The following is a 17,601-nucleotide window of genomic DNA, read 5'->3' as shown; positions in this document are numbered from 1 at the left end:
AGCTCAGCTCCGGACAAAATGTTGCGAACTCTATCCAATTGTAAAGGCCGTTCCCTGCCTGTTTGGGATCTGTCGGCAGGATCCCGTGCTCCCAACTCCTGGGGAGCGGGATGAGCCATGATGATTGAGGAAACTTTACGCTGGAGGTTTGTTATGGCTCGTACCCCCTCAACGATGCTGCCTTTGGGCACCCCCGCCCCTGACTTCAGCCTGCCGGATGTGGTAACTGGACAAACCATTTCCCTTTCTACCTTTGCCGACAAGCCCGCTTTGCTGGTGATGTTTATCTGCCAGCACTGCCCCTACGTGAAGCACGTGCAAGAGGAGCTGGCTCGCATTGGCAGAGATTACAAGGACCGCGGCGTCGGCATTGTAGCCATCAGCGCCAACGACGTGGAGAAATACCCCGAGGACAGCCCTGAGAACTTGAAGAAGATGGCCGAGACCTTGGGCTTTACCTTCCCCTTCTGCTACGACGAAAGCCAAGAGGTGGCCAAAGCCTTTTCAGCCGCTTGCACTCCCGACTTTTTCCTGTTCGATGCCGATCGCAAGCTGGTGTACCGCGGCCAACTGGACGACAGCCGCCCCGGCCTGCCGGATGTGCCAGTGACTGGCAAAGACTTGCGGGCAGCGCTGGATAACCTGCTGGCGGGCAAGCCCATCGATCCCAACCAAAAGCCCAGCCTTGGCTGCAACATCAAGTGGAAGCCCGGCAACGAGCCCGACTACTTCAAGCAAGCCTCTTGAAAGTCCTGGGGCGGATCCCAAACTTCCCCTAGACCCCCATCTTCGCCTTAGAGCAGGTCAGTAGGCCCTCAAGCAACCTCCCCCCCGCAAGGGGGGTTGTCTTTATTTTTACTTTTTTTACCTTTGTCTCCACCAGATCGCGTACGAAAAACGTAGAAATTGCTTACGTGATATCCCGGAATAGGGGATAAGGTAGGACCACAGTCATTAGAGATACGTAGAAAGCAGCATGCAAGCTACTCTCGACTTAACCGTGGATTACCGGACTTACCGCTTGGCAAGGACCCTGAGCGAAAACCTTTCCCTGGGGGAACTGCGGGAGGTCTCTCCAAAATGGCAGGACACAGCCCCTGCTGCAGACAGGACTCAAGCCCCACCGGAGCAGGTTGAGCAGCGCCACCTCGCTCCTCAAAGTAGGACTCAAGCGGAGGCAGCCGTGAATGCCCCTGCCGATCCGGCGTCCAGCATTCGAGAGGTGGTTGAACAAGTGTTTCAGAGTGGCTTCCTCAGCCGGGAACAGGAGAGCCTCATCAACGAACTACTTTTGCGGGGACGTTACACGGAGGGTGAGCTAGAGCTTCTGGATCAGTTGATTGAAAAGTTGCTCAGCCACAAGGTCGAAGCAGAGCAGCTAACGCTTACCCGGTCGGCTTAGCCGCTCAAAATCCAGCCTTGGTAGCAGCTAGTACAGAAGTAAGCTACACCTGTGAAGTGCTATAATTCTTTGGGCCTTTCTATAGAGTCCTGTTCTGTCGGGTGCTTACTAGCGCCGGAGGACTCGTTGGGGAGGTTCTCCCATCAGGTAGAGCACTGACGCAATCTTCTCCCTTGCCGCTCCGCTCCATCCCTTTGCGGGTAGCGCTGCTAGCACCCTTAGTGCTGGCAGTGGTAGGAGGGGCAGGCGGGGTATCCTACTTCTCCTGGCGGGCTGGGCAGCGGATGGCGCTGCAGTTGGCTAGGCACTTGAAGAGTGAGGTTAACGACCGAGCCGAGGATCACCTACACAGATATCTGCAGGCCCCCCTGCAGGTAAATGCCCTCAATAAGGAGGTGCTGCGCTGGGGACTTTTGCCCAATCTGGCCGCCCCGCGGCTAGAAGTGCTGGAAGCCTATTTTGCCCGCCAGTTGCAGCAGTTTCCCAAGCTGAGCGACATCGGCTTGGTCTCAGTTCAGGGGGGGTTTGTAACCGCCCGCCGCCACGCCGATGGCTCCATCTGGACCTACCACACGCCGGGCCTGAAGCCGGGATCCGTCCAAGGCCGCCAACGGGGTCCAGAAAGCGGGGATCCCACTGGCTTGACGCGGCAACTAAGCTCTTTAGATTTGCAGCAGTTGTCTTGGTTTCCCGAAATCCTGCAACAGGCAGGGGCCAGCCGTACCTGGCTGGTGAGCAACTTTTTTGTCGAGTCTTCCCACCAAAAACCGGAGCGGCTAATCCTGACGGCGCTGCCCTTGGCGAACGCGGAGGGCCAAGTTTACGGCAGCCTGGTGGCTTCCCTCCCGGTTCATCACCTGCAGGCTTTTCTAGAGGATCTGCAGGCCGGCTTGGAGTATCCAGGGACGACCTTGTTGCTGGATGGGGAGGGCCAGGTGGTGGCCAGCACGGAGAAGCCATCTCCTCAACCGCGGCTGCTGGCTGTGCAAGAGCAGGTGGGATCCTGGGAGATGGCGGCCTCACAAGGGCTGCTGCGTCTTGAGGTGGACGGGATCCCTCACTGGGTGCAGGTAAAGGCCATTCAGGAGGAAGGGGGGCTAGGTTTCTATTTCTTACACGGGATCCCGGAGAGCACCCTGTTGGCCCCCGTCTATAGCAGCACGCAGCAGGCGGCTCTGTGGGGAGGGGGGCTGCTACTGGGCTTTCTGGGAGTTGGGATCCTCCTGGACAAAGCCCTCTCTCGCCCGCTGCGCCGCCTTACCCAAGTAGCCGAGCAATTTGTGCACAGTGGGATCCCAGCCTTGGCCTCTATGGATCCCGGCCCCATCCAAGAGGTGCAGACCCTGGCCAAAGCTTGGCAGCAGGCGGTCGCTAACCAACAGGCTTTGTTGGATCGCCTCTGGCAACAGCAGCAGCAGTACTGCGCTGTGGTGGAGCAGCAGACGGAGCTGATCTGCCGCTTTCGGCCCGATACTTCCATAACCTATGCCAACCCGGCCTACCTGCGCTTCTTTGGCCGCTCCGCAGAAGAAACGATAGGCAGGCGCTGGAGGGATTCTCTGCCGCCGGAAGAGCGGGAGGCGGTACTGCAGGCGCTGGCTGTCCTCACGCCTGAGCACCCCTTCCACCGCAGCGAGCGGGAGTACCCCGGCGAAGACGGACAATCCCGCTGGGTAAGCTGGGCAGATCGGGGCATTTTCGACAGCCAAGGCCAACTGGTGGAGATCCTGTCGGTGGGGCGGGAGATCACCGAGCAAAAGCGGGCCCAACAGCAGCTAGAAGCCCTCAACCGCGAGCTAGAAGCCCAGGTGGCGCTGTGCACCGCCCAGTTGGAGCAGGCTTTGCGCTTTGAGGCAGTGCTGCGCTCCCTCAGCGGCCAGATGGTGGCCAGCCTCAAAGAGGGAGAGATCTTGGAAGAGGTGGTCAAGAGCCTAGCCGAGGCTCTCAACCTGACTGGCTGTCATATTCTCTTGACCAGCGCCGATGGATCCTCTTGGATCCGGGCTTGCTCTTTTCCAGAGAAGGCGGATCTCGCCTCCCTTAACGACCCTGAGCTTGGGCACCTGCTGCACTCCCATGCCTTGCCCTGGGAAGTCCACTGGTGTTCTCAAAGAGGCGAGCGCTGGGTACACCTCTTGGCTTGCTCCCTTCGAAACCACCAAGAGCGGCTGGGGCTCTTGCTGTTGGAGCGGCAGCAGGAGTTTTCCGAAGCCGAGAGACAACTGGCCTATCAGGTGGTCAACCTGTGCGCCCTGGCCCTGCGCCAGGCCCGTTTGTACGAGGAGACCCGGGCCCAAGTGAAGGAATTGGAGCGGCTCAACCTGCTCAAGGATGATTTCTTGAGTACCGTCTCCCACGAGCTACGCACCCCCATGGCCAATGTGCGCATGGCCCTGCAGATGCTGCAAATAGCCTGCGATAACCCTAAGAAACAGCAGCACTATTTCGCTATCGCTCTCAAAGAATGCAACCGACAAATTGATCTCATCAACGACCTGCTGGACATGCAGCGGCTTTCAGCCGAGAAGTATCTGCTCCAGCCGGAAGAGATCTTCCTGCCGCACTATTTGCGGGATCTGGTGGCGGCAGCCCAGCCTCTAGCCCAGGGCAAAAAGCAGAACTTGCAACTGCGCCTAGAAGAGGGGATCCCCCCCCTTAAGGCAGATCCCAAGGCTCTGGGCCGCATCCTGCGCGAGCTGCTGCACAACGCTGTCAAGTACACCGCCCCTAAGGGATCCATCCGTCTGCAGGTAACTCCAGAAGGAGAAGGGATCCTCTTTGTCTGCAGCAACAGCAGCGAGATCCCAGAGGCGGAGCTGCCCCGCATCTTTGAGAAGTTCTACCGGATCCCGAAGGCGGATCGCCGGGAGCACGGCGGCACCGGGTTGGGGTTGGCTTTGGTCAAGCAACTGGTAGAGTACATGGGGGGCAAATCTCCGTCAGCAGCGCAGAGGGATGGACCCATTTTCGCGTCCGGCTACTTTCTGCCCCGCCGGCAGCAACTGCAAAAAGCCTTGAACCTGCGGGCGCCGCCTAGGAACGGCCAAGGGCCGGCTCAGGGGAAGGCAAGCTGGAGGGGTGCAAGAAGGATCCCCGCAGCTGACCGCAGGCAGCGTTGCCATCTAGGCCACGGGTCTGGCGCACGCTGGCCTGGACGTGGTGTTCCTCTAGCAGGCGGACGAACTCCGCCACCCGCGCCGGGTGAGGGCGCTGATAGTTGGCCTCGGCGATGGGGTTGTACGGGATCAGGTTGACGTGTAGGCGTGCCCCCGACTGGCTGGCCTGGCGCAGCAGGTGGGCCAATTGACGGGCATGGATGGGCAGGTCGTTGACCCCGGCTATAAGCGTATACTCAAAGCTAACCCGCCGTCCCGTGCTCAGCATGTAGTCGCGGCAGTCCCGGATCAAAGCCTCCAGGGGATAGTGGGCTGCGGAAGGGATCAGCTGTTGCCGCAGCTCCTGGTTGGGGGCATGCAGGCTGACGGCCAAGGTAATCTGCAGCTTTTGCTGGGCCAGCCAGGGGATCTGCCGGGGCACGCCCACTGTCGAGAGGGTGATGTGCCGCTGGCCGATGCCAATATCCTGATTGAGGCTGCGAATGGCCTGCACCACGGTGTCGCGGTTGAGCAGGGGCTCCCCCATGCCCATGAAAACCACGTGGCTGACGCGCCGGCCAAAGTCTTCCTGCACCGTTAACACCTGATCCAGGATTTCGTGCAGCTTGAGGTTGCGCCGGTAGCCCATCTTGCCGGTGGCGCAGAAGTCGCAGGCCATGGGGCAGCCCACCTGGGAGGAGACGCAGACGGTCAGCCGTTTGGCGGTCGGGATCCCCACCGTCTCGATCAACTCCCCATCCGCTAGCTGCAGCAGCAACTTAACCGTGCCGTCGCGGGTCTCCGTCCGCTGCACCACCTGGGAGCGCCCCACTGGGTAATCCCCCAGCGCCTCGCGCCAGGCCTTGGGGAAAACCGTCACCTCCTGTAGGGAGCGGATCCCTTTTTGGTAGAGCCAAGTGTGCAGTTGTTGCCCGCGGTAGGCCGGCTGCCCCTGGGCAACTGCCCAGTCTTTCAAGGCAGCTAGGGATTGCCCAAGCAAGGGAAGCGGTGGGGCGGACATAGGCCAGTGGGCAACAGATCCCAAAAGTTGGGTTCTTCCACTCTAGCTTGAAGCCCCAAAGGCTTGCTTTGGCAGCCGGGGCTAGGGTCTTGGATAATGAGTTTGCCCTTGCACGACTAGGACTTTGGCTTGCGCTATGTCGGTCTCGCCGCAACTGGCACAACTGGCTACGTGGATGGCCGGCCACTTCAACAATCAGCAGCAGGCCATGGCTGAGCCGGTCTGGTTTGCCAACATTCACGTCTACCAGTGCCCTCTGCCGTGGTCGGTGTTTCAGGGGATAGGGTTTTACGTGGAGCAACTGTATGACATCTACCCCGACCAGCCCTACCGCCAGCGGGTCATCCACCTTTTCGAGACGCCGGAGGGGATCCGCATCCAAAACTACGCCTTGGGATCCCCTGAGCTCTACAAATGTGCTGGCCGAGATCCGGGAAAACTGGCCAACCTGACGGCGGCCGAGCTGGAACTCTTGCCCGGCTGTGTGATTCAGGTGGAATGGACGGGATCCTGCTACCGGGGCCGCAGCGTGCCCGGCAAAGGCTGTATTGTCGAGCGCAAAGGCAGAACCACCTACCTGTACAGCGAGTTCGAGATTGGAGCCGACTACTTCCACAGCCTGGATCAGGGCCGTGACCCCGAAACGGATCAAGTGGTCTGGGGATCCCTTTCGGGCCCCTTTCGGTTTGTTAAAAAACAGGATTTTTCCTGCTACTTGCCCCGCTGGAGCTAGCTAGGTGCCGTCCAAATCCAGAAGGCGATGATCCCATCCCAAAGGAGTAGCAGCAGGGCAAAGCCGCCCAGCAGGGCGTACATCCAAGGCTGGACATAGGGGCGCAGCCCGTCAATTTCCAGTCCCGTATGGCGCTGCACCAGCGCTACCAGTTCCCGGAAGCGGCTCACCCGCATGGGCAAAAGGACGCGATCCCCACTGCGGCTGACCAGGTAGTACACCAGACCTCCTTGGCTAGTGGAGCGGGGTTCAAGGTGCTCGACCTCTGCCCAGCGGATCTGCCACTCCTGCCGCACAAAGGGCGGCACCCAGGCGGGGTAGGTGGCCCGCATGCCCACCGCGTCCACCTGGATCTGTTGGCTCAGGGATCCCAGGAGTAGCCCCCAGCCCAGCAGCAGGGCTGCCAGCAGAGCTCCCTGCGCTAGAGGCGTGCCTTGGCGGGCCAGCAGAAGAGGTAGGGGCAAGACTAGTGCCCAGTACAGGGCTTGCACCGAGAAGCGGATCAAAGGCGAAATGGGGAAGGTCATAGACACTCCCAGCCTAGGGCGTGACGTCTCCCCTCTCCATTGAGGGGCATTCCTCTTGCAGAAAGGTGGGTGGCGCTGGCCAGTCAGAAAGGATCCCGAGCACAGCTTGGCCCCGTTCGCGTTCGGCACGCCCTAGAACTGATCCTTCATGCCTCGCAGCCGAGCAAAAACCTGCACCGGATCTAGAACTCCGGTGGCCGCTTGCAAAGCCGGCTGATCCCAGCGCAGGAAGGGGTTGGTGCGGCGCTCTTCGCCGATGGTGCTGGGCACAGTTGGGGATCCCGCTTGGCGCAGGGCCGCCACCTGCTGATAGCGCGCCTGCAGGTCAGGGTTGTCCCCGTCCACCGTCAGGGCAAATCTGAGATTGTTCAAGGTGTATTCGTGGGCACACCACACCCGCGTGGCTTCCGGCAACTGCCGTAGCTGATCCAGGGATCCCACCATCTGCTCTGGAGTGCCCTCAAAGAGTCGCCCGCATCCCCCCGCAAACAGGGTATCGCCACAGAAGAGATCCCCGCTCTCAGGGAAGTAGTAGGCAACATGTCCCCGGGTGTGACCGGGCACAAACAGCACCGTCGCCTGCCGGCCTGCAAACTCCACTGTCTCTCCTGCCCTGAGCTCCACCGTCTGTCCAGGGATCCGTCCCCGATCCGCCTGGCTGCCGTAGACAGCCGCACGAGGATAGCGCTCCAAGAGCTGCCGGTTCCCCCCCACATGGTCGTGGTGGTGGTGGGTGTTGAAGATAGCTACCAACTCCGCCCCCAGCTCAGCCAGTTTATCCAGCACCGGCTCGGCCACTGCCGGATCCACCACCGCCGCCGTTGCCGTTTCGGGATCGTAGAGGAGGTAGATGTAATTGTCGCGCAGGGCAGGCAGTTGCAGAATGCGCATGGCCACTTACTCCTCGAAAATGGCCCGTTCTACATCCTTGCGGCTGAGGGAGTAGGGGAAAGACAAAGTCTTGGTGTTGCCGTTGGGGTAGGTGTAGCGCACCCAAATGCTAGTTTCTTCCAAGCGCAGGCAAGCTTTCCAGCCAGGTCGTTCGCAAAACCACTGCTCCACATCCTGGGGATCTCGAGTACAACCCTGCTCCTCCAGCCACTGTTCGATCGAGGGGAGCGAGTGATTGTACAGAGGTGTGGTTTCAGGCGGCAAAGGCATGGCGAGATGGCAAAAGCTACCCCCGCTACTCTATTCAAGCACTTTAGATGCCCAGCATTCCCTGGCCTCCCGCGGCTGGGCAGCCCAGTTAGCCCACTCTCCCCTCCCGCAGCCAAGCCAAAACGCCTGCCAACACTAGGCAGAGCACAAAAGTAGCAGCCATCAGCAGCAGGGCACAGAGCTCACCAGCAGAAAGCGGTCGGGTTTCCATGGGCAGCTCAAGGGCCTCTGCCTCCCGCGAGCCTCTTTGCTCGAGCGATCCCGCCTTGGCCCTCATTGCCTGGAGGCTTGCATCGTAGATAGCCCGCTTGGCAGGGTTGCTGAGAACAAGGTAGGCTTCCTGCAACTCTTGGAAGCAGCGAAGCGCCACCTCCGGCGCCAGAGGAGAGGTGTCAGGGTGGTAGCGCTTGCTCAACTGCCGGTAGGCCCGCCGAATTGCTTCAGGAGAGGCTCCTGGGGACAGGCCCAGCCGCTGGTAGTAGGTCAGAGAGCTCAACGAGCGCATGCAAGTTGCTGGGCAAGACTAGGGGCAACAGAATGGCTCCTAGGAGAGCTTGACCTTAATGTAAACCACTCTTTGAGCTATGGGGATCCCCCCTGCCAGCCTCTATTCTTCTCCCTCCTCCTCTTCAGACTTGGCTTTGGGGTAGTAGAAACTGGTGTTGCGACCGCTGAGAATGGCGCGCCCAATGGTCATCGCTCGCTGGGCGTGGATCTTGGCTTTGGCTAGCCAAACAGCATACCGCCTGCGACTGCGAGCTTTAGAGGTTTTCTTCTTAGGAACAGGCATAGCTTGTACAAAAGCACAGCTTTACTAGGCTAGCACTGGGCTTGCACCCTCGATCCCAGGCGGGTCAAGCTTTTTCCGGCAACTCCCCAAGGGCAAGCACCTCCGCCCAATCTTAGCTGTTGAGATCTGTCAACTCTTCTACGCAAACCTTCCCAATCCCTTTTGCCAACAGCCTTGGAATCGGTATTCTGGAAACAGGCGGCCAGGCGACGTCGGCCACCCTCCTTTAGGAGATCGGTCATACACAGCCTCTTTTCCATCTTGCTGGCCGGGATCCCCCTGGTCAGCTTAGGTTGGACAGGGATCCCAGCGGCCGCCCAATCTGCTAACCCCTCCCTCTGCCGGCGATTTCCTCAAGACATTCGCTGCAATCTCTCTGCTCCCAGCCAAGTTGGACAAGCACCGCAACCCACCGCTCGCCCTCGCGTTGCAGTTTTGGATTTTGATTTCAGCAGCCTCAGCAATCCCTACAGCTTTCTCTATAGCCTGCGTGAGGCTGCCCGTGGGGTGAGCGATCTGCTGGTGGATCGGCTGGTGAGAGATGGCACTTTTTCCGTCATCGAGCGCTCGCGGCTAGATGCAGTCTTGGCCGAGCAGAACCTGGGTCGATCTGGGCTACTGGACGCCAACACTGCTGCTCAGGTGGGCCGCATCCTAGGAGTCGATGCCGTGATCCTCGGCAGTGTAACCCAGTTTGATGTAGCAGTGCGTCTTCTGGAGGTGGGGCACCGGTTCTAACCCCTTTTGGCAACTTTCCGCTGGCAGTGGGGGTTGAGTCGGTGGACGTCGATGCCAGCGTGCAGCTCAACGCTCGCCTGGTGAGCACCAGCACTGCCGAGATCTTGGCCGTGGTTGAGGGCAAAGGCAACGCTAGCCAGTCGGATAGCACGGTTGCAGTGGCCGGCTTTGGCGGCGGATCTGCCACCAGCAATGAAGAGAAGCTGCTGGTTTTAGCAAGCCAACAGGCGGTGGAGCAAATTGCCCAGCAGCTGGCCGGCTTTGCCGAACGCTTAGCGGCCCAGCCCCGCTCTTTGCCAACGGTTGATGCCCTAGTGGCCGATGTCTACGGCAACCAGGTGATTTTGAACAAGGGCAGCCGCGACGGCTACCGCGTGGGATTGATCCTTTCTGTGGAGCGATTTGTCCGCGAGGTTACGGATCCGGCCACAGGAGCAGTCTTGCGTAAATTGACCGAGCCAGCCGGGCAGATTCAACTGACAGAGGTGGACACAAGCTCCAGCGTTGGCCGCATCCTCAGCGGCTCCGGCTTTAAGGTCGGAGACGTAGCCAAGCCCCTGAAGTGAAACTTCAAAACAACCTAAAGTTGCTTTCAAAGTTTTCAGCATTTTTTCCCAGGCTGGGCCTGAAGCTTAACTGCTTCCGTTACCTCGGTTTAGGCAAACTCTGAGAAGATAGTTAGCAAGGCTAGCCCAGAAGTTGGGCAGCTACGGGCAATCAGAGCAGCTTGGCAGGGAAAGGATGAAAGCTTTTGTTGCAGGGGCTACGGGAGAAACGGGGCGGCGTATTGTCAAAGAGCTAGTGGATCGCGGCATCCCGGTACGGGCGTTGGTGCGCAGCCGCGAGTTGGCCGCTCAGGTTCTGCCCCCCAAAGCGGAAGTGGTGGTGGGGGATGTGCTGGATCCGACCACGCTGGAGGCTGGCATGGAGGGATGCACGGTGGTGCTCTGTGCTACGGGAGCCAGGCCCAGTTGGGATCCCTTGCAGCCCTACCGAGTGGACTATGTGGGCACCAAAAACTTAGTGGATGTAGCCAAAGCCAAAGGGATCCAGCACTTTGTTTTAATTTCCTCCCTGTGTGTTTCTCGGCTGTTCCACCCCCTCAATTTGTTTTGGCTAATTTTGGTGTGGAAAAAGCAAGCCGAAGAGTACTTGCAAAAAAGCGGCCTCACCTACACCATCATTCGGCCAGGGGGCCTGAAGAACCAAGACAATGAGGATGGCATTGTCCTCTCTCCACCAGACACTCTATTTGAGGGCAGCATTCCTCGCGCCAAAGTAGCCCAAGTGGCTGTTGAAAGCTTATTTCAGCCGGCGGCGAAAGACCGCATCTTTGAGATCATCGCTAAGCCTGGTGTTCCCAGGCGGGAGTGGAGTGAGCTTTTTGCCGTAGCAGGCTAGGTCCCGCACTGCAGGAACGCCTCCGTCAGCCGTCGAGCGTGGTGTGAGTGTCTCACCGGAAAAAAGTAGCGTGAAAGCCTTTACCTCAAGGCCTAGCGGGTTATAATCTTCCCAGCTTTTCGGAGGTTCCCGCTATGACCATGCAGCTCCCACCTCAGTGTGAAAGCTTAAGAGAGCAAGTTGAAGCGATTCTCAACCTCTGGCAGCAGGATCCCACGCTTTCAAGTAAGCAAGACACAAAGCGGGTTCAGGCTTCACTGAGCAAAGCAATTTCTCCAACCTTTGAGATTGTGTTTGCTGGTGCCTTCAGTGCTGGTAAATCGATGTTAATCAACGCTTTGCTGGAAAGGGAGCTTCTCTACAGCGCTGAAGGACACGCCACAGGAACCGAGTGCTACATCTCCTATGCAGAACCTGATGCCGAAAGAGTAGTGCTGACCTTCCTCAGCGAGCAGCAGGTGCAAGAACAAATGGATGCTTTCTGCAGTCGCCTAGGCTTAGCGCTCCCTAGTGGCAACGGCTTAGAGGAGGCTACACTCAGTCGCCTCAAGGAGCAAGCTGAGGCCATTGTTCAACAAGAAGGCGGCAAGAGCAAGTCAGAGCGGGCAAAGCAGGCAGATGCGCTGCGCTTGTTGGTTGAAGGTTTTCAGCAAAACCGTGTCAGGATCTACCCAACTGAAAACGGAGTATTCTCTATGGAGCAGCTTAACTTAGGCAACCTAAAAGAAGCTGCAAGTTTTGCCCGTCGAGGTGCCAACAGTGCGGTTTTGCGGAAGATCGAGTACTACTGTCATCATCCTCTACTAAAGGACGGAAATGTTATCGTCGATACTCCTGGCATTGATGCGCCAGTTAGAGCAGATGCTGAACGTACATATCAAAAAATTGCTCACCCGGATACTTCCGCAGTTGTCTGTGTCCTCAAATGCGCCTCAACTGGCGAGCTAACTAAGGAGGAAACAGAACTTATTGAGCGCATCCAGAGTAATAGCAGCATTCGAGACCGAGTTTTTTATGTGTTTAACCGCATTGATGAAACCTGGTACAACCCGCAGCTAAGGCAGCGGCTAGAAACCATTATTGATCAGCAATTCCGTGGAGCCCGTATATTCAAGACAAGTGCCCTGCTTGGCTTCTACTGCTCACAGATCAAGGGAACTGGCCGAGGGAACAGATTTGGCTTAGACACGATCTTCTCAGAAAGTATAAGGGAACTGGGCAGTAAGGAACAGACTCCTCAGTTTGTCATCGAGTTTGTCAAGTACTGTAGCTCAGGAAGACTGATTGGCACTCCCTTTCGCCCTCTAGTGCATGGCTACGAAACGCCTATAGATAACTATGTCCGAATCCTCAGCGAGTGGGGCATGCCTTTGGTTAATCACATGATCAAGGATAGCGGCATAGAAGAGTTTCGTAGTGGGATTACTCGTTATCTAACAGAAGAAAAGCGTCCGCAGTTGTTTCTAGCGCTTGCCGATGACTTGCGGCCCCTTTGTGTTGAGCTTAGGAAGTCTTACCTTGATCTCTACAGGGACTTGGATAGTCAGCCTAGGGAAGTCAGTGGCATGATTGAGTATGAACTAGCGCTTATCAACCAGCAGCTAAACAAAATAGGAAGAGACTTTTATGACCACATTGAAACTATGGTTAACGAAATTATTAACGGCATGGATAAAGACTTTGAATCTGATTTTCGCAAGTTGCAAGCCAAGATGGTGCGTAGGCTGGATGAACTTCTAGACACCTTCTCCGTGGATGGCACCTATAGCCAAGCTGTTCGTATTCATCAGCGTAACTCCACAGCCCCATTTCTAGCTGTCTTGGTTGAGGCCTTCTACTATCTCTCGAACCACCTAGAGGATATACTAGTTGAATCCGCCATTACAGTTGTGGAGAACTCTTTCCGCCGGCTTATCGATCGAGTGCGTAGCTCAGATTACTACAAGCAGCTACTCCGTCTGCTCGGGTCTGATGGGGAAATAGAGAAGAAGCTCCTAGAGGTTAAGGACAAAGTTTGCACCTCCCTGGTCAGCGGTGCTCGAAAAGAGTGTGACCGGTACTTGAGAGAGAGTCCTCGCTTCTATGATGAGGGTACTTTCTCGATTTACCAGTTTCGCGAAGTTTTGAAGCAAACTGCCCAATCCTACGACATTTCTGCTATTCGAGACGCTGAGCCTGGGATCCGGCAGTTACTCAAGCTTGACTTTGAGCCAAAAGTTAGCCAGACAATACGTTCTAACTTCCGTCAGGAAACCAACAACACTCTCAAGACTCAGCTGTTGCCGGTTGCTAGGCAGATAGCTGATGAGATTTTGCAAAAGTACCCTGAGGCGAAGCAGTTTATGGAGGCAACTTTAAGGAAGGAGGCCGAAGAAAAAATTGCCCTTAACCAGCAGCGTCTGAAAGAATTGGATGCAAACATAGACAAATACAACCGAGCTGTTTCTGGGATCAACCTCTGCCTGCAAGCTTTAGGCCTCAATCGTGAGATGCTGCCCCTAATTCTTCTCCCTGATTCCTCTGCCACTGTAGAGTCGACTGAGATTTCGGAAAGCTCAAGTGAGAGAAACACAGATCAAGTGTCTGCTCCTGCAAGCACTGCATCTTCAGCGGAGAGCTTTGCAGAGTTAGATAGTTTCCTTGACGATCTGACTTGATGACCTGAGATAGAGAGGCCTGTTTTTGGATCCCCGGCTGGAAGTATGGGGTTTAGGTCGATACCTTTAGGTCAGTACCCAAAAGGGATTGTCTCCAGGCGAGAAGCTTTTAGAGTTGCTAGCTTGGTGAGAGCAGCCCAAGAAGCCCTAACCAAAAAAGAAGAGCTAAGCTGGAAGGAGCTGACTGGTTTGGTGAAGGGATTAATTGTCATCTCTTGCTGCCAGGCAGTAAGGGTTGGCAAGCCGGTAGAGTAAGGCTGCGGCTAGCTGTGGAGGTGGACTTTGAGCCGGATGATGGAGGCTCAGAGAGCCAGGGTGGATCCCCTCTGGATGACCTGCGGGAAAGTGAGGAGTAGCTCAGACTAGCAAGACGCAGGGGAGGTTAGGCAAGTGTTAAGTAATGATCAGCCTCAGGAGCGCTTTGTTGGGCTAGATACCTCCCAAAATACTGTCATCGACATAGGAGGACGACCGATCTACTTGCAGGAGTTTGCTCGAATATGCTCGGACGTTGTTTGCAATAGCTTCATACCCAGCTTATATAACAAACTTAGCGACAGAGAAATCTCAGTTCCACAGGTTAACTTGAGCGAAACAATTAACGCTGAAGGAACTCGTGCCATACTTCTGCGCCCCGGCTCACCGTGGACTCGTGGCAGAGTCAGGCTAAGGCTAGTGGTTGAGTTTGAGGCGGAACAGGCGGAATCGAAAACTGGTGGATCCCCTTTGGATGACATTTGGGGAGATGTAGGTTCCTAAAATGGACGAGGTGGAGTGGAGTTCCTACCATGGCTGAGCCAATGCTTCTCAAATCTACCGATACGCAAACTGTGGTTCAAGTCGGCAAGCAAGTTTATCTCCCGAGTACTCTACATGAAGCAATTGTATCTTTTCTTGTCTCCTACAGAGATTCAATAAACAGGCACCTTGATTCTAAAATAAGAGGAACTAACTCTCGAATAATGCAACCTGGTCGAGCATGGATTTCTGGACAAGTATCGATCAAAATTTGTCTAGAGTTTGTTCCTGGAGATCAAACTTCGGCTTCCGAAACCTTAGATCACGATCGCCTTCCCATTGACGCTGCCACCTCTCCACTAGACGACTTGCGAGCTACTTTAGACGACTTGCGAGCTACTTAGATTTGACCCGCTATGAGGGAAACAAGAAGGAACCAGCGCATCCTCATCCCGCCAGCTGTGCGGGAGTACGTCTTCCAAAGGGATGGCTTCCGCTGTCGCAGTTGCGGCAAGTCGCCTCCAGAGGTGCAGCTTCAGGTCGATCACATCATTCCCCTTGCCCAGGGCGGCAGCAACGACATCAGCAACTTGCAAACGCTGTGCAAACTCTGCAATCAGCGCAAAAAGGACAGGTGGGATCCCCGCTTTCGCCGCCATTTCGATCTCTAGCTCAAACAACGGGAGGAAAGCTTAAAAAGGGCGGGCGGGTGAGGAGGCCGGTTGTTGAACCAACCTCCACCTCCCATCCTTCGGCGGGCGCGAATTTGGTGCGCACATAGCCCAAGCCCCAGTAGCCTTGGGAGGTGGAGCCAGCGCTGGTTAGCACACCGATCTTTTCCCCTTGGCGCACAATCTCGGCACCAGGCTGGGCCTCGCCCTGGAGGCGGATCCCCCAGAGGGTTTGGCGAATGCGCCTATAGGTTACCTGCTTGGCCAAGACTTCCTGGCCAATGTAGCACCCCTTGGAGAGGGAAACGGCGTGCCATAGGCCGGCTTCCAGAGGGTTGTAGTCGGGGGTCAGCTCGTGGTCAGCAGCAGGGCGACCGGCCTCCAGGCGCAGGGCTTCCCAAAGTTCGGCTGAGGCCAGCTCCGCTCCAGCTTGCTGCAGGCAGCTAGCAAGGGCGGCTTTGTGTTCGCTGGCCCCCCAGAGGGTAAATCCCGGCTGGGCAAGGCCGCTGCCACAAGCCAAATGGACAGGGATCCCTTGAATCTCCACCTGGCGGTGCTCGTATAGCTTTTTCGGGATCCCTTCTGAGGTCACCACCTTCTCGAGGAGGCGCTGGCTCTGCGGGCCAATTAACCCAAAGGCAAAAGTCTGGTCGGTTGCATCAGCTATTTGGGCCCCGCGCACGAAGGGCAACAGGCGTCCCAAGCTCTGCAGTAAGAGGCGACGTCGCTGCGGCGAAGTCCAAATCCAGCAGGCCTCCTCTTCCACGTAGACCGTCGCCAGGTCTATGATCCCTGCTGTGGGGGTAACAAACACGGTATCTGCCCCCTGGCCAGGTTTAAGAGCCTTGAGATCCTGAGTGCTCTGGCTGTGCAAGTAATCCAGGGCGGCGGATCCCTGTATCCGCAAGCGGCCCCACGCAGAGCGATCCAAAAGCAGGGATCCCGCCTGGGCGGCTCCAAGCAGGGACGAGGGCGTGGGAACCTCAGAAACACCCGACATCGCTCACTCTAGAGGTGTCGTTTGGTTTTCTTCCCCACCTTAGAATAGGCTAGTTCACCTGAGCGTCTGTGGCGGATCCCTGTGATCGAGGTTGAAGTCCACCAACAGTTGCGCCAGCTCTTGCGGCAGCTTCCCGATGCCGGGTGGCCCCATCAGTTGACGATGGCCCGCATGGTGGCCCGGGGATTGCGGCTAGGGCGCAGCACCTTGATCCAGGTGCCGAGCGGGGGTCAGCACCGCCTCAGCTATCTGCTGCCGGCTTTGATGTGGCCCCATGGTACCTTGCTGTGTGCCCCAGCGTCTGTGCAGGCGCAAATTCTGGGGGAGGAGATCCCCTGGCTGCAGCAGACTTTGCAGTTGCACAAACCGGTTTTGCAAAAGGATCGCTGGCCAGATGCCGACTTTCAAGGGCTGCTGTTGGTCGATCCCCTGGATTGGCTGCAGGCGCGCTTGAGGGGAGCAGAGATGCCAACCGGGATCCCGTTGATCTTGGACGGCGCCGAAGACCTGGAGGAGTGGGCCTACCAAGCGCTGACCCTAACCATCGAAGCCAACCACTGGCAGCAACTGCGGCAGATCTTTCCTGCTGAGGCTGAGCGAATCTCCCAGGCCCAGGTTCAGTTGGCTCTACAGCTTTTGCGACGGCCCCTTTCCCGCTGCTTAGTTCAGGCAGACGAACAGGTTCACCTGGAGGTAGCGCTGTCCCTGGTGGCCAGCTACCGCGGCTGGCTGCCGGATCCTTGGGATCAGCTCCGCCGGCGGCTTGGGGCCGAAGGGGATCCCGCTTCCCGTTGGGTCTGGTGGGCGGAAACCAATCGCGAGACCGGCCGCCTCACGCTTTACCACAGCCCGGTGGCTTTGCACGAATGGCTAGCGCCCATCTGGGCTACCCAACCCGTGGTAATTATCGGCGAGGCGCTGGATTTGGATCGGCAGGCAGAGAGCTACCGCTGGCGCTTAGGCTTACCGGATTTGACGCCCCTACGCTTTAGCTCAGGCGAAGAATGGATCCGCTCCGGGGGGGAGCCCCTGCCCAGTTTGGCTCTCTATTTGCCGTGGCTGCCCTTGCCCAACAGTCCTCTGTTCCGGGAACACTTGCTGCAGGAGCTAAAGAGCCTGATTGCAAAGGCGCAGGGCTTTGTGGTGGTGCTGGTTTCGGATCAACCCCTCCAGGTGCAGGTCGGAGCTGCTTTGGCCGCTGAGTTTGGCTCGCGGGTACGGGTGAATAGCCCCTTTCGAGGAGAAAAGGGCATCTTGGTCTGCGACTGGTCCTACTGGCTGCAGCACAAGGCTAGCCTACCTTGCCCGGAACTGCTGGCCATTGCCACCCTGCCGTTTCCCTCGATGGAAGATCCCAGGGTGGCCGCGCGAGTGCAGTATCTGCAGCGCAGTCGGCAGGACTGGTTTCGCCAATACCTTTTGCCAGTAGCAGCCAGTCAACTGCAGCGAGCCGTCGCCCCCTTGCGGCAGGGATCCGAAGTAGCTGAGGCCACTGGCTTGCCCCAACGCTGGGTGGCGATTCTGGATAGCCGCATCATTGCCCGCAGCTACGGCGTTGCCCTTCTCAATGCCTTGGGGCCAACTCTGCGCATCCAGCAGCCCAGCCAATTGTTTAACCAAAGCCAAGCCGGATCTGGGCTATCCTAGGATTAGCGCTAACCTTGTTT

General features: G+C 57.4%; 19 protein-coding genes and 1 pseudogene. 13 read left to right on the top strand and 7 right to left on the bottom strand.

What is annotated here, in order from left to right; all coding sequences use genetic code 11:
* Window positions 1–153 precede the first annotated feature (153 nt).
* The 3 genes and pseudogenes from NW812_RS04115 to NW812_RS04105 all read left to right on the top strand — a co-directional run.
* Window positions 154–747: a thioredoxin family protein gene (locus NW812_RS04115; protein WP_414394410.1), complete on the top strand. Its 594-nt coding sequence runs from the start codon at window positions 154–156 to the stop codon at window positions 745–747.
* A 229-nt stretch (window positions 748–976) separates the two neighbouring features.
* Complete coding sequence (locus tag NW812_RS04110; protein WP_414394294.1) at window positions 977–1,402, top strand: hypothetical protein; 426 nt, start codon at window positions 977–979, stop codon at window positions 1,400–1,402.
* A 284-nt stretch (window positions 1,403–1,686) separates the two neighbouring features.
* Window positions 1,687–4,275, top strand: a pseudogene (locus tag NW812_RS04105) (PAS domain S-box protein); the annotation flags it as partial.
* Window positions 4,276–4,435: 160 nt separating this feature from the next.
* Here the strand turns inward: NW812_RS04105 and rlmN are convergent.
* Window positions 4,436–5,518 carry a 23S rRNA (adenine(2503)-C(2))-methyltransferase RlmN gene (gene rlmN / locus NW812_RS04100; protein WP_414394293.1) on the bottom strand — a complete coding sequence of 361 codons (1,083 nt, stop codon included), beginning with the start codon at window positions 5,516–5,518 and terminating at the stop codon, window positions 4,436–4,438.
* 136 nt (window positions 5,519–5,654) lie between these two features.
* Here rlmN and NW812_RS04095 point away from each other — a divergent pair, with 136 nt between their 5' ends.
* Complete coding sequence (locus tag NW812_RS04095) at window positions 5,655–6,251, top strand: chromophore lyase CpcT/CpeT (RefSeq protein WP_414394291.1); 597 nt, start codon at window positions 5,655–5,657, stop codon at window positions 6,249–6,251.
* Here the strand turns inward: NW812_RS04095 and NW812_RS04090 are convergent.
* From NW812_RS04090 to NW812_RS04070, 5 genes are all read right to left on the bottom strand, one after another.
* Entirely contained in the window at window positions 6,248–6,778 is a 531-nt protein-coding gene (locus NW812_RS04090; protein ID WP_414394289.1) for a hypothetical protein, read from the bottom strand. The genes NW812_RS04095 and NW812_RS04090 overlap by 4 nt on opposite strands.
* A 132-nt stretch (window positions 6,779–6,910) precedes the next feature.
* A complete protein-coding gene (gloB, locus tag NW812_RS04085) occupies window positions 6,911–7,669 on the bottom strand; it encodes a hydroxyacylglutathione hydrolase (RefSeq protein WP_414394287.1) in 759 nt (252 codons plus the stop codon).
* Window positions 7,670–7,675: 6 nt separating this feature from the next.
* On the bottom strand, window positions 7,676–7,939 hold the full coding sequence (locus NW812_RS04080; RefSeq protein ID WP_414394285.1) for a DUF3143 domain-containing protein: 264 nt from the start codon (window positions 7,937–7,939) through the stop codon (window positions 7,676–7,678).
* A gap of 88 nt (window positions 7,940–8,027) precedes the next feature.
* Window positions 8,028–8,444 (bottom strand): J domain-containing protein, encoded by a 417-nt coding sequence (locus NW812_RS04075; RefSeq protein WP_414394284.1) that lies wholly within the window; start codon window positions 8,442–8,444, stop codon window positions 8,028–8,030.
* Between the two features lie 102 nt (window positions 8,445–8,546).
* Window positions 8,547–8,729: a 50S ribosomal protein L32 gene (locus tag NW812_RS04070; protein WP_414394282.1), complete on the bottom strand. Its 183-nt coding sequence runs from the start codon at window positions 8,727–8,729 to the stop codon at window positions 8,547–8,549.
* A 162-nt stretch (window positions 8,730–8,891) separates the two neighbouring features.
* Between NW812_RS04070 and NW812_RS04065 the strand changes: the two genes are divergently transcribed.
* From NW812_RS04065 to NW812_RS04030, 8 genes are all read left to right on the top strand, one after another.
* On the top strand, window positions 8,892–9,467 hold the full coding sequence (locus tag NW812_RS04065; protein WP_414394280.1) for a CsgG/HfaB family protein: 576 nt from the start codon (window positions 8,892–8,894) through the stop codon (window positions 9,465–9,467).
* 26 nt (window positions 9,468–9,493) lie between these two features.
* Entirely contained in the window at window positions 9,494–10,033 is a 540-nt protein-coding gene (locus NW812_RS04060) for a CsgG/HfaB family protein (protein WP_414394278.1), read from the top strand.
* A 175-nt stretch (window positions 10,034–10,208) separates the two neighbouring features.
* Complete coding sequence (locus tag NW812_RS04055) at window positions 10,209–10,868, top strand: SDR family oxidoreductase (RefSeq protein ID WP_414394277.1); 660 nt, start codon at window positions 10,209–10,211, stop codon at window positions 10,866–10,868.
* Window positions 10,869–11,002: 134 nt separating this feature from the next.
* On the top strand, window positions 11,003–13,525 hold the full coding sequence (locus NW812_RS04050) for a dynamin family protein (RefSeq protein WP_414394275.1): 2,523 nt from the start codon (window positions 11,003–11,005) through the stop codon (window positions 13,523–13,525).
* Window positions 13,526–13,740: 215 nt separating this feature from the next.
* The gene (locus tag NW812_RS04045; RefSeq protein ID WP_414394273.1) at window positions 13,741–13,881 is read left to right on the top strand and encodes a KGK domain-containing protein; all 141 of its coding nucleotides are present in this window, start codon (window positions 13,741–13,743) and stop codon (window positions 13,879–13,881) included.
* A gap of 34 nt (window positions 13,882–13,915) precedes the next feature.
* Window positions 13,916–14,284 carry a KGK domain-containing protein gene (locus tag NW812_RS04040; protein ID WP_414394271.1) on the top strand — a complete coding sequence of 123 codons (369 nt, stop codon included), beginning with the start codon at window positions 13,916–13,918 and terminating at the stop codon, window positions 14,282–14,284.
* A gap of 29 nt (window positions 14,285–14,313) precedes the next feature.
* Window positions 14,314–14,667, top strand: a complete 354-nt coding sequence (locus NW812_RS04035) for a KGK domain-containing protein (RefSeq protein WP_414394269.1) — start codon at window positions 14,314–14,316, stop codon at window positions 14,665–14,667.
* A gap of 12 nt (window positions 14,668–14,679) precedes the next feature.
* Window positions 14,680–14,934, top strand: a complete 255-nt coding sequence (locus NW812_RS04030) for an HNH endonuclease (protein WP_414394267.1) — start codon at window positions 14,680–14,682, stop codon at window positions 14,932–14,934.
* 1 nt (window position 14,935) lies between these two features.
* Here the strand turns inward: NW812_RS04030 and NW812_RS04025 are convergent, their stop codons facing one another.
* Window positions 14,936–15,934 carry a YgfZ/GcvT domain-containing protein gene (locus tag NW812_RS04025; RefSeq protein ID WP_414394265.1) on the bottom strand — a complete coding sequence of 333 codons (999 nt, stop codon included), beginning with the start codon at window positions 15,932–15,934 and terminating at the stop codon, window positions 14,936–14,938.
* Between the two features lie 81 nt (window positions 15,935–16,015).
* Between NW812_RS04025 and NW812_RS04020 the strand changes: the two genes are divergently transcribed.
* Complete coding sequence (locus tag NW812_RS04020) at window positions 16,016–17,581, top strand: hypothetical protein (RefSeq protein ID WP_414394263.1); 1,566 nt, start codon at window positions 16,016–16,018, stop codon at window positions 17,579–17,581.
* Window positions 17,582–17,601 lie beyond the last annotated feature (20 nt).

It is taken from the genome of Synechococcus sp. O70.2 (genome assembly GCF_047462135.1).
Taxonomy (GTDB): Bacteria; Cyanobacteriota; Cyanobacteriia; order Thermostichales; family Thermostichaceae; genus Thermostichus.
This window is presented reverse-complemented; position numbering and strand designations above follow the sequence as displayed.

Excerpts from the sequence above, each read along its gene's own strand:
- NW812_RS04115 (WP_414394410.1), top strand. The coding sequence starts at position 154 with ATGGCTCGTACCCCCTCAACGATGCTGCCTTTGGGCACCCCCGCCCCT.
- NW812_RS04110 (WP_414394294.1), top strand. The coding sequence starts at position 977 with ATGCAAGCTACTCTCGACTTAACCGTGGATTACCGGACTTACCGCTTG.
- rlmN (WP_414394293.1), bottom strand. The coding sequence starts at position 5,518 with ATGTCCGCCCCACCGCTTCCCTTGCTTGGGCAATCCCTAGCTGCCTTG.
- NW812_RS04095 (WP_414394291.1), top strand. The coding sequence starts at position 5,655 with ATGTCGGTCTCGCCGCAACTGGCACAACTGGCTACGTGGATGGCCGGC.
- NW812_RS04090 (WP_414394289.1), bottom strand. The coding sequence starts at position 6,778 with ATGACCTTCCCCATTTCGCCTTTGATCCGCTTCTCGGTGCAAGCCCTG.
- gloB (WP_414394287.1), bottom strand. The coding sequence starts at position 7,669 with ATGCGCATTCTGCAACTGCCTGCCCTGCGCGACAATTACATCTACCTC.
- NW812_RS04080 (WP_414394285.1), bottom strand. The coding sequence starts at position 7,939 with ATGCCTTTGCCGCCTGAAACCACACCTCTGTACAATCACTCGCTCCCC.
- NW812_RS04075 (WP_414394284.1), bottom strand. The coding sequence starts at position 8,444 with ATGCGCTCGTTGAGCTCTCTGACCTACTACCAGCGGCTGGGCCTGTCC.
- NW812_RS04070 (WP_414394282.1), bottom strand. The coding sequence starts at position 8,729 with ATGCCTGTTCCTAAGAAGAAAACCTCTAAAGCTCGCAGTCGCAGGCGG.
- NW812_RS04055 (WP_414394277.1), top strand. The coding sequence starts at position 10,209 with ATGAAAGCTTTTGTTGCAGGGGCTACGGGAGAAACGGGGCGGCGTATT.
- NW812_RS04050 (WP_414394275.1), top strand. The coding sequence starts at position 11,003 with ATGACCATGCAGCTCCCACCTCAGTGTGAAAGCTTAAGAGAGCAAGTT.
- NW812_RS04035 (WP_414394269.1), top strand. The coding sequence starts at position 14,314 with ATGGCTGAGCCAATGCTTCTCAAATCTACCGATACGCAAACTGTGGTT.
- NW812_RS04030 (WP_414394267.1), top strand. The coding sequence starts at position 14,680 with ATGAGGGAAACAAGAAGGAACCAGCGCATCCTCATCCCGCCAGCTGTG.
- NW812_RS04025 (WP_414394265.1), bottom strand. The coding sequence starts at position 15,934 with ATGTCGGGTGTTTCTGAGGTTCCCACGCCCTCGTCCCTGCTTGGAGCC.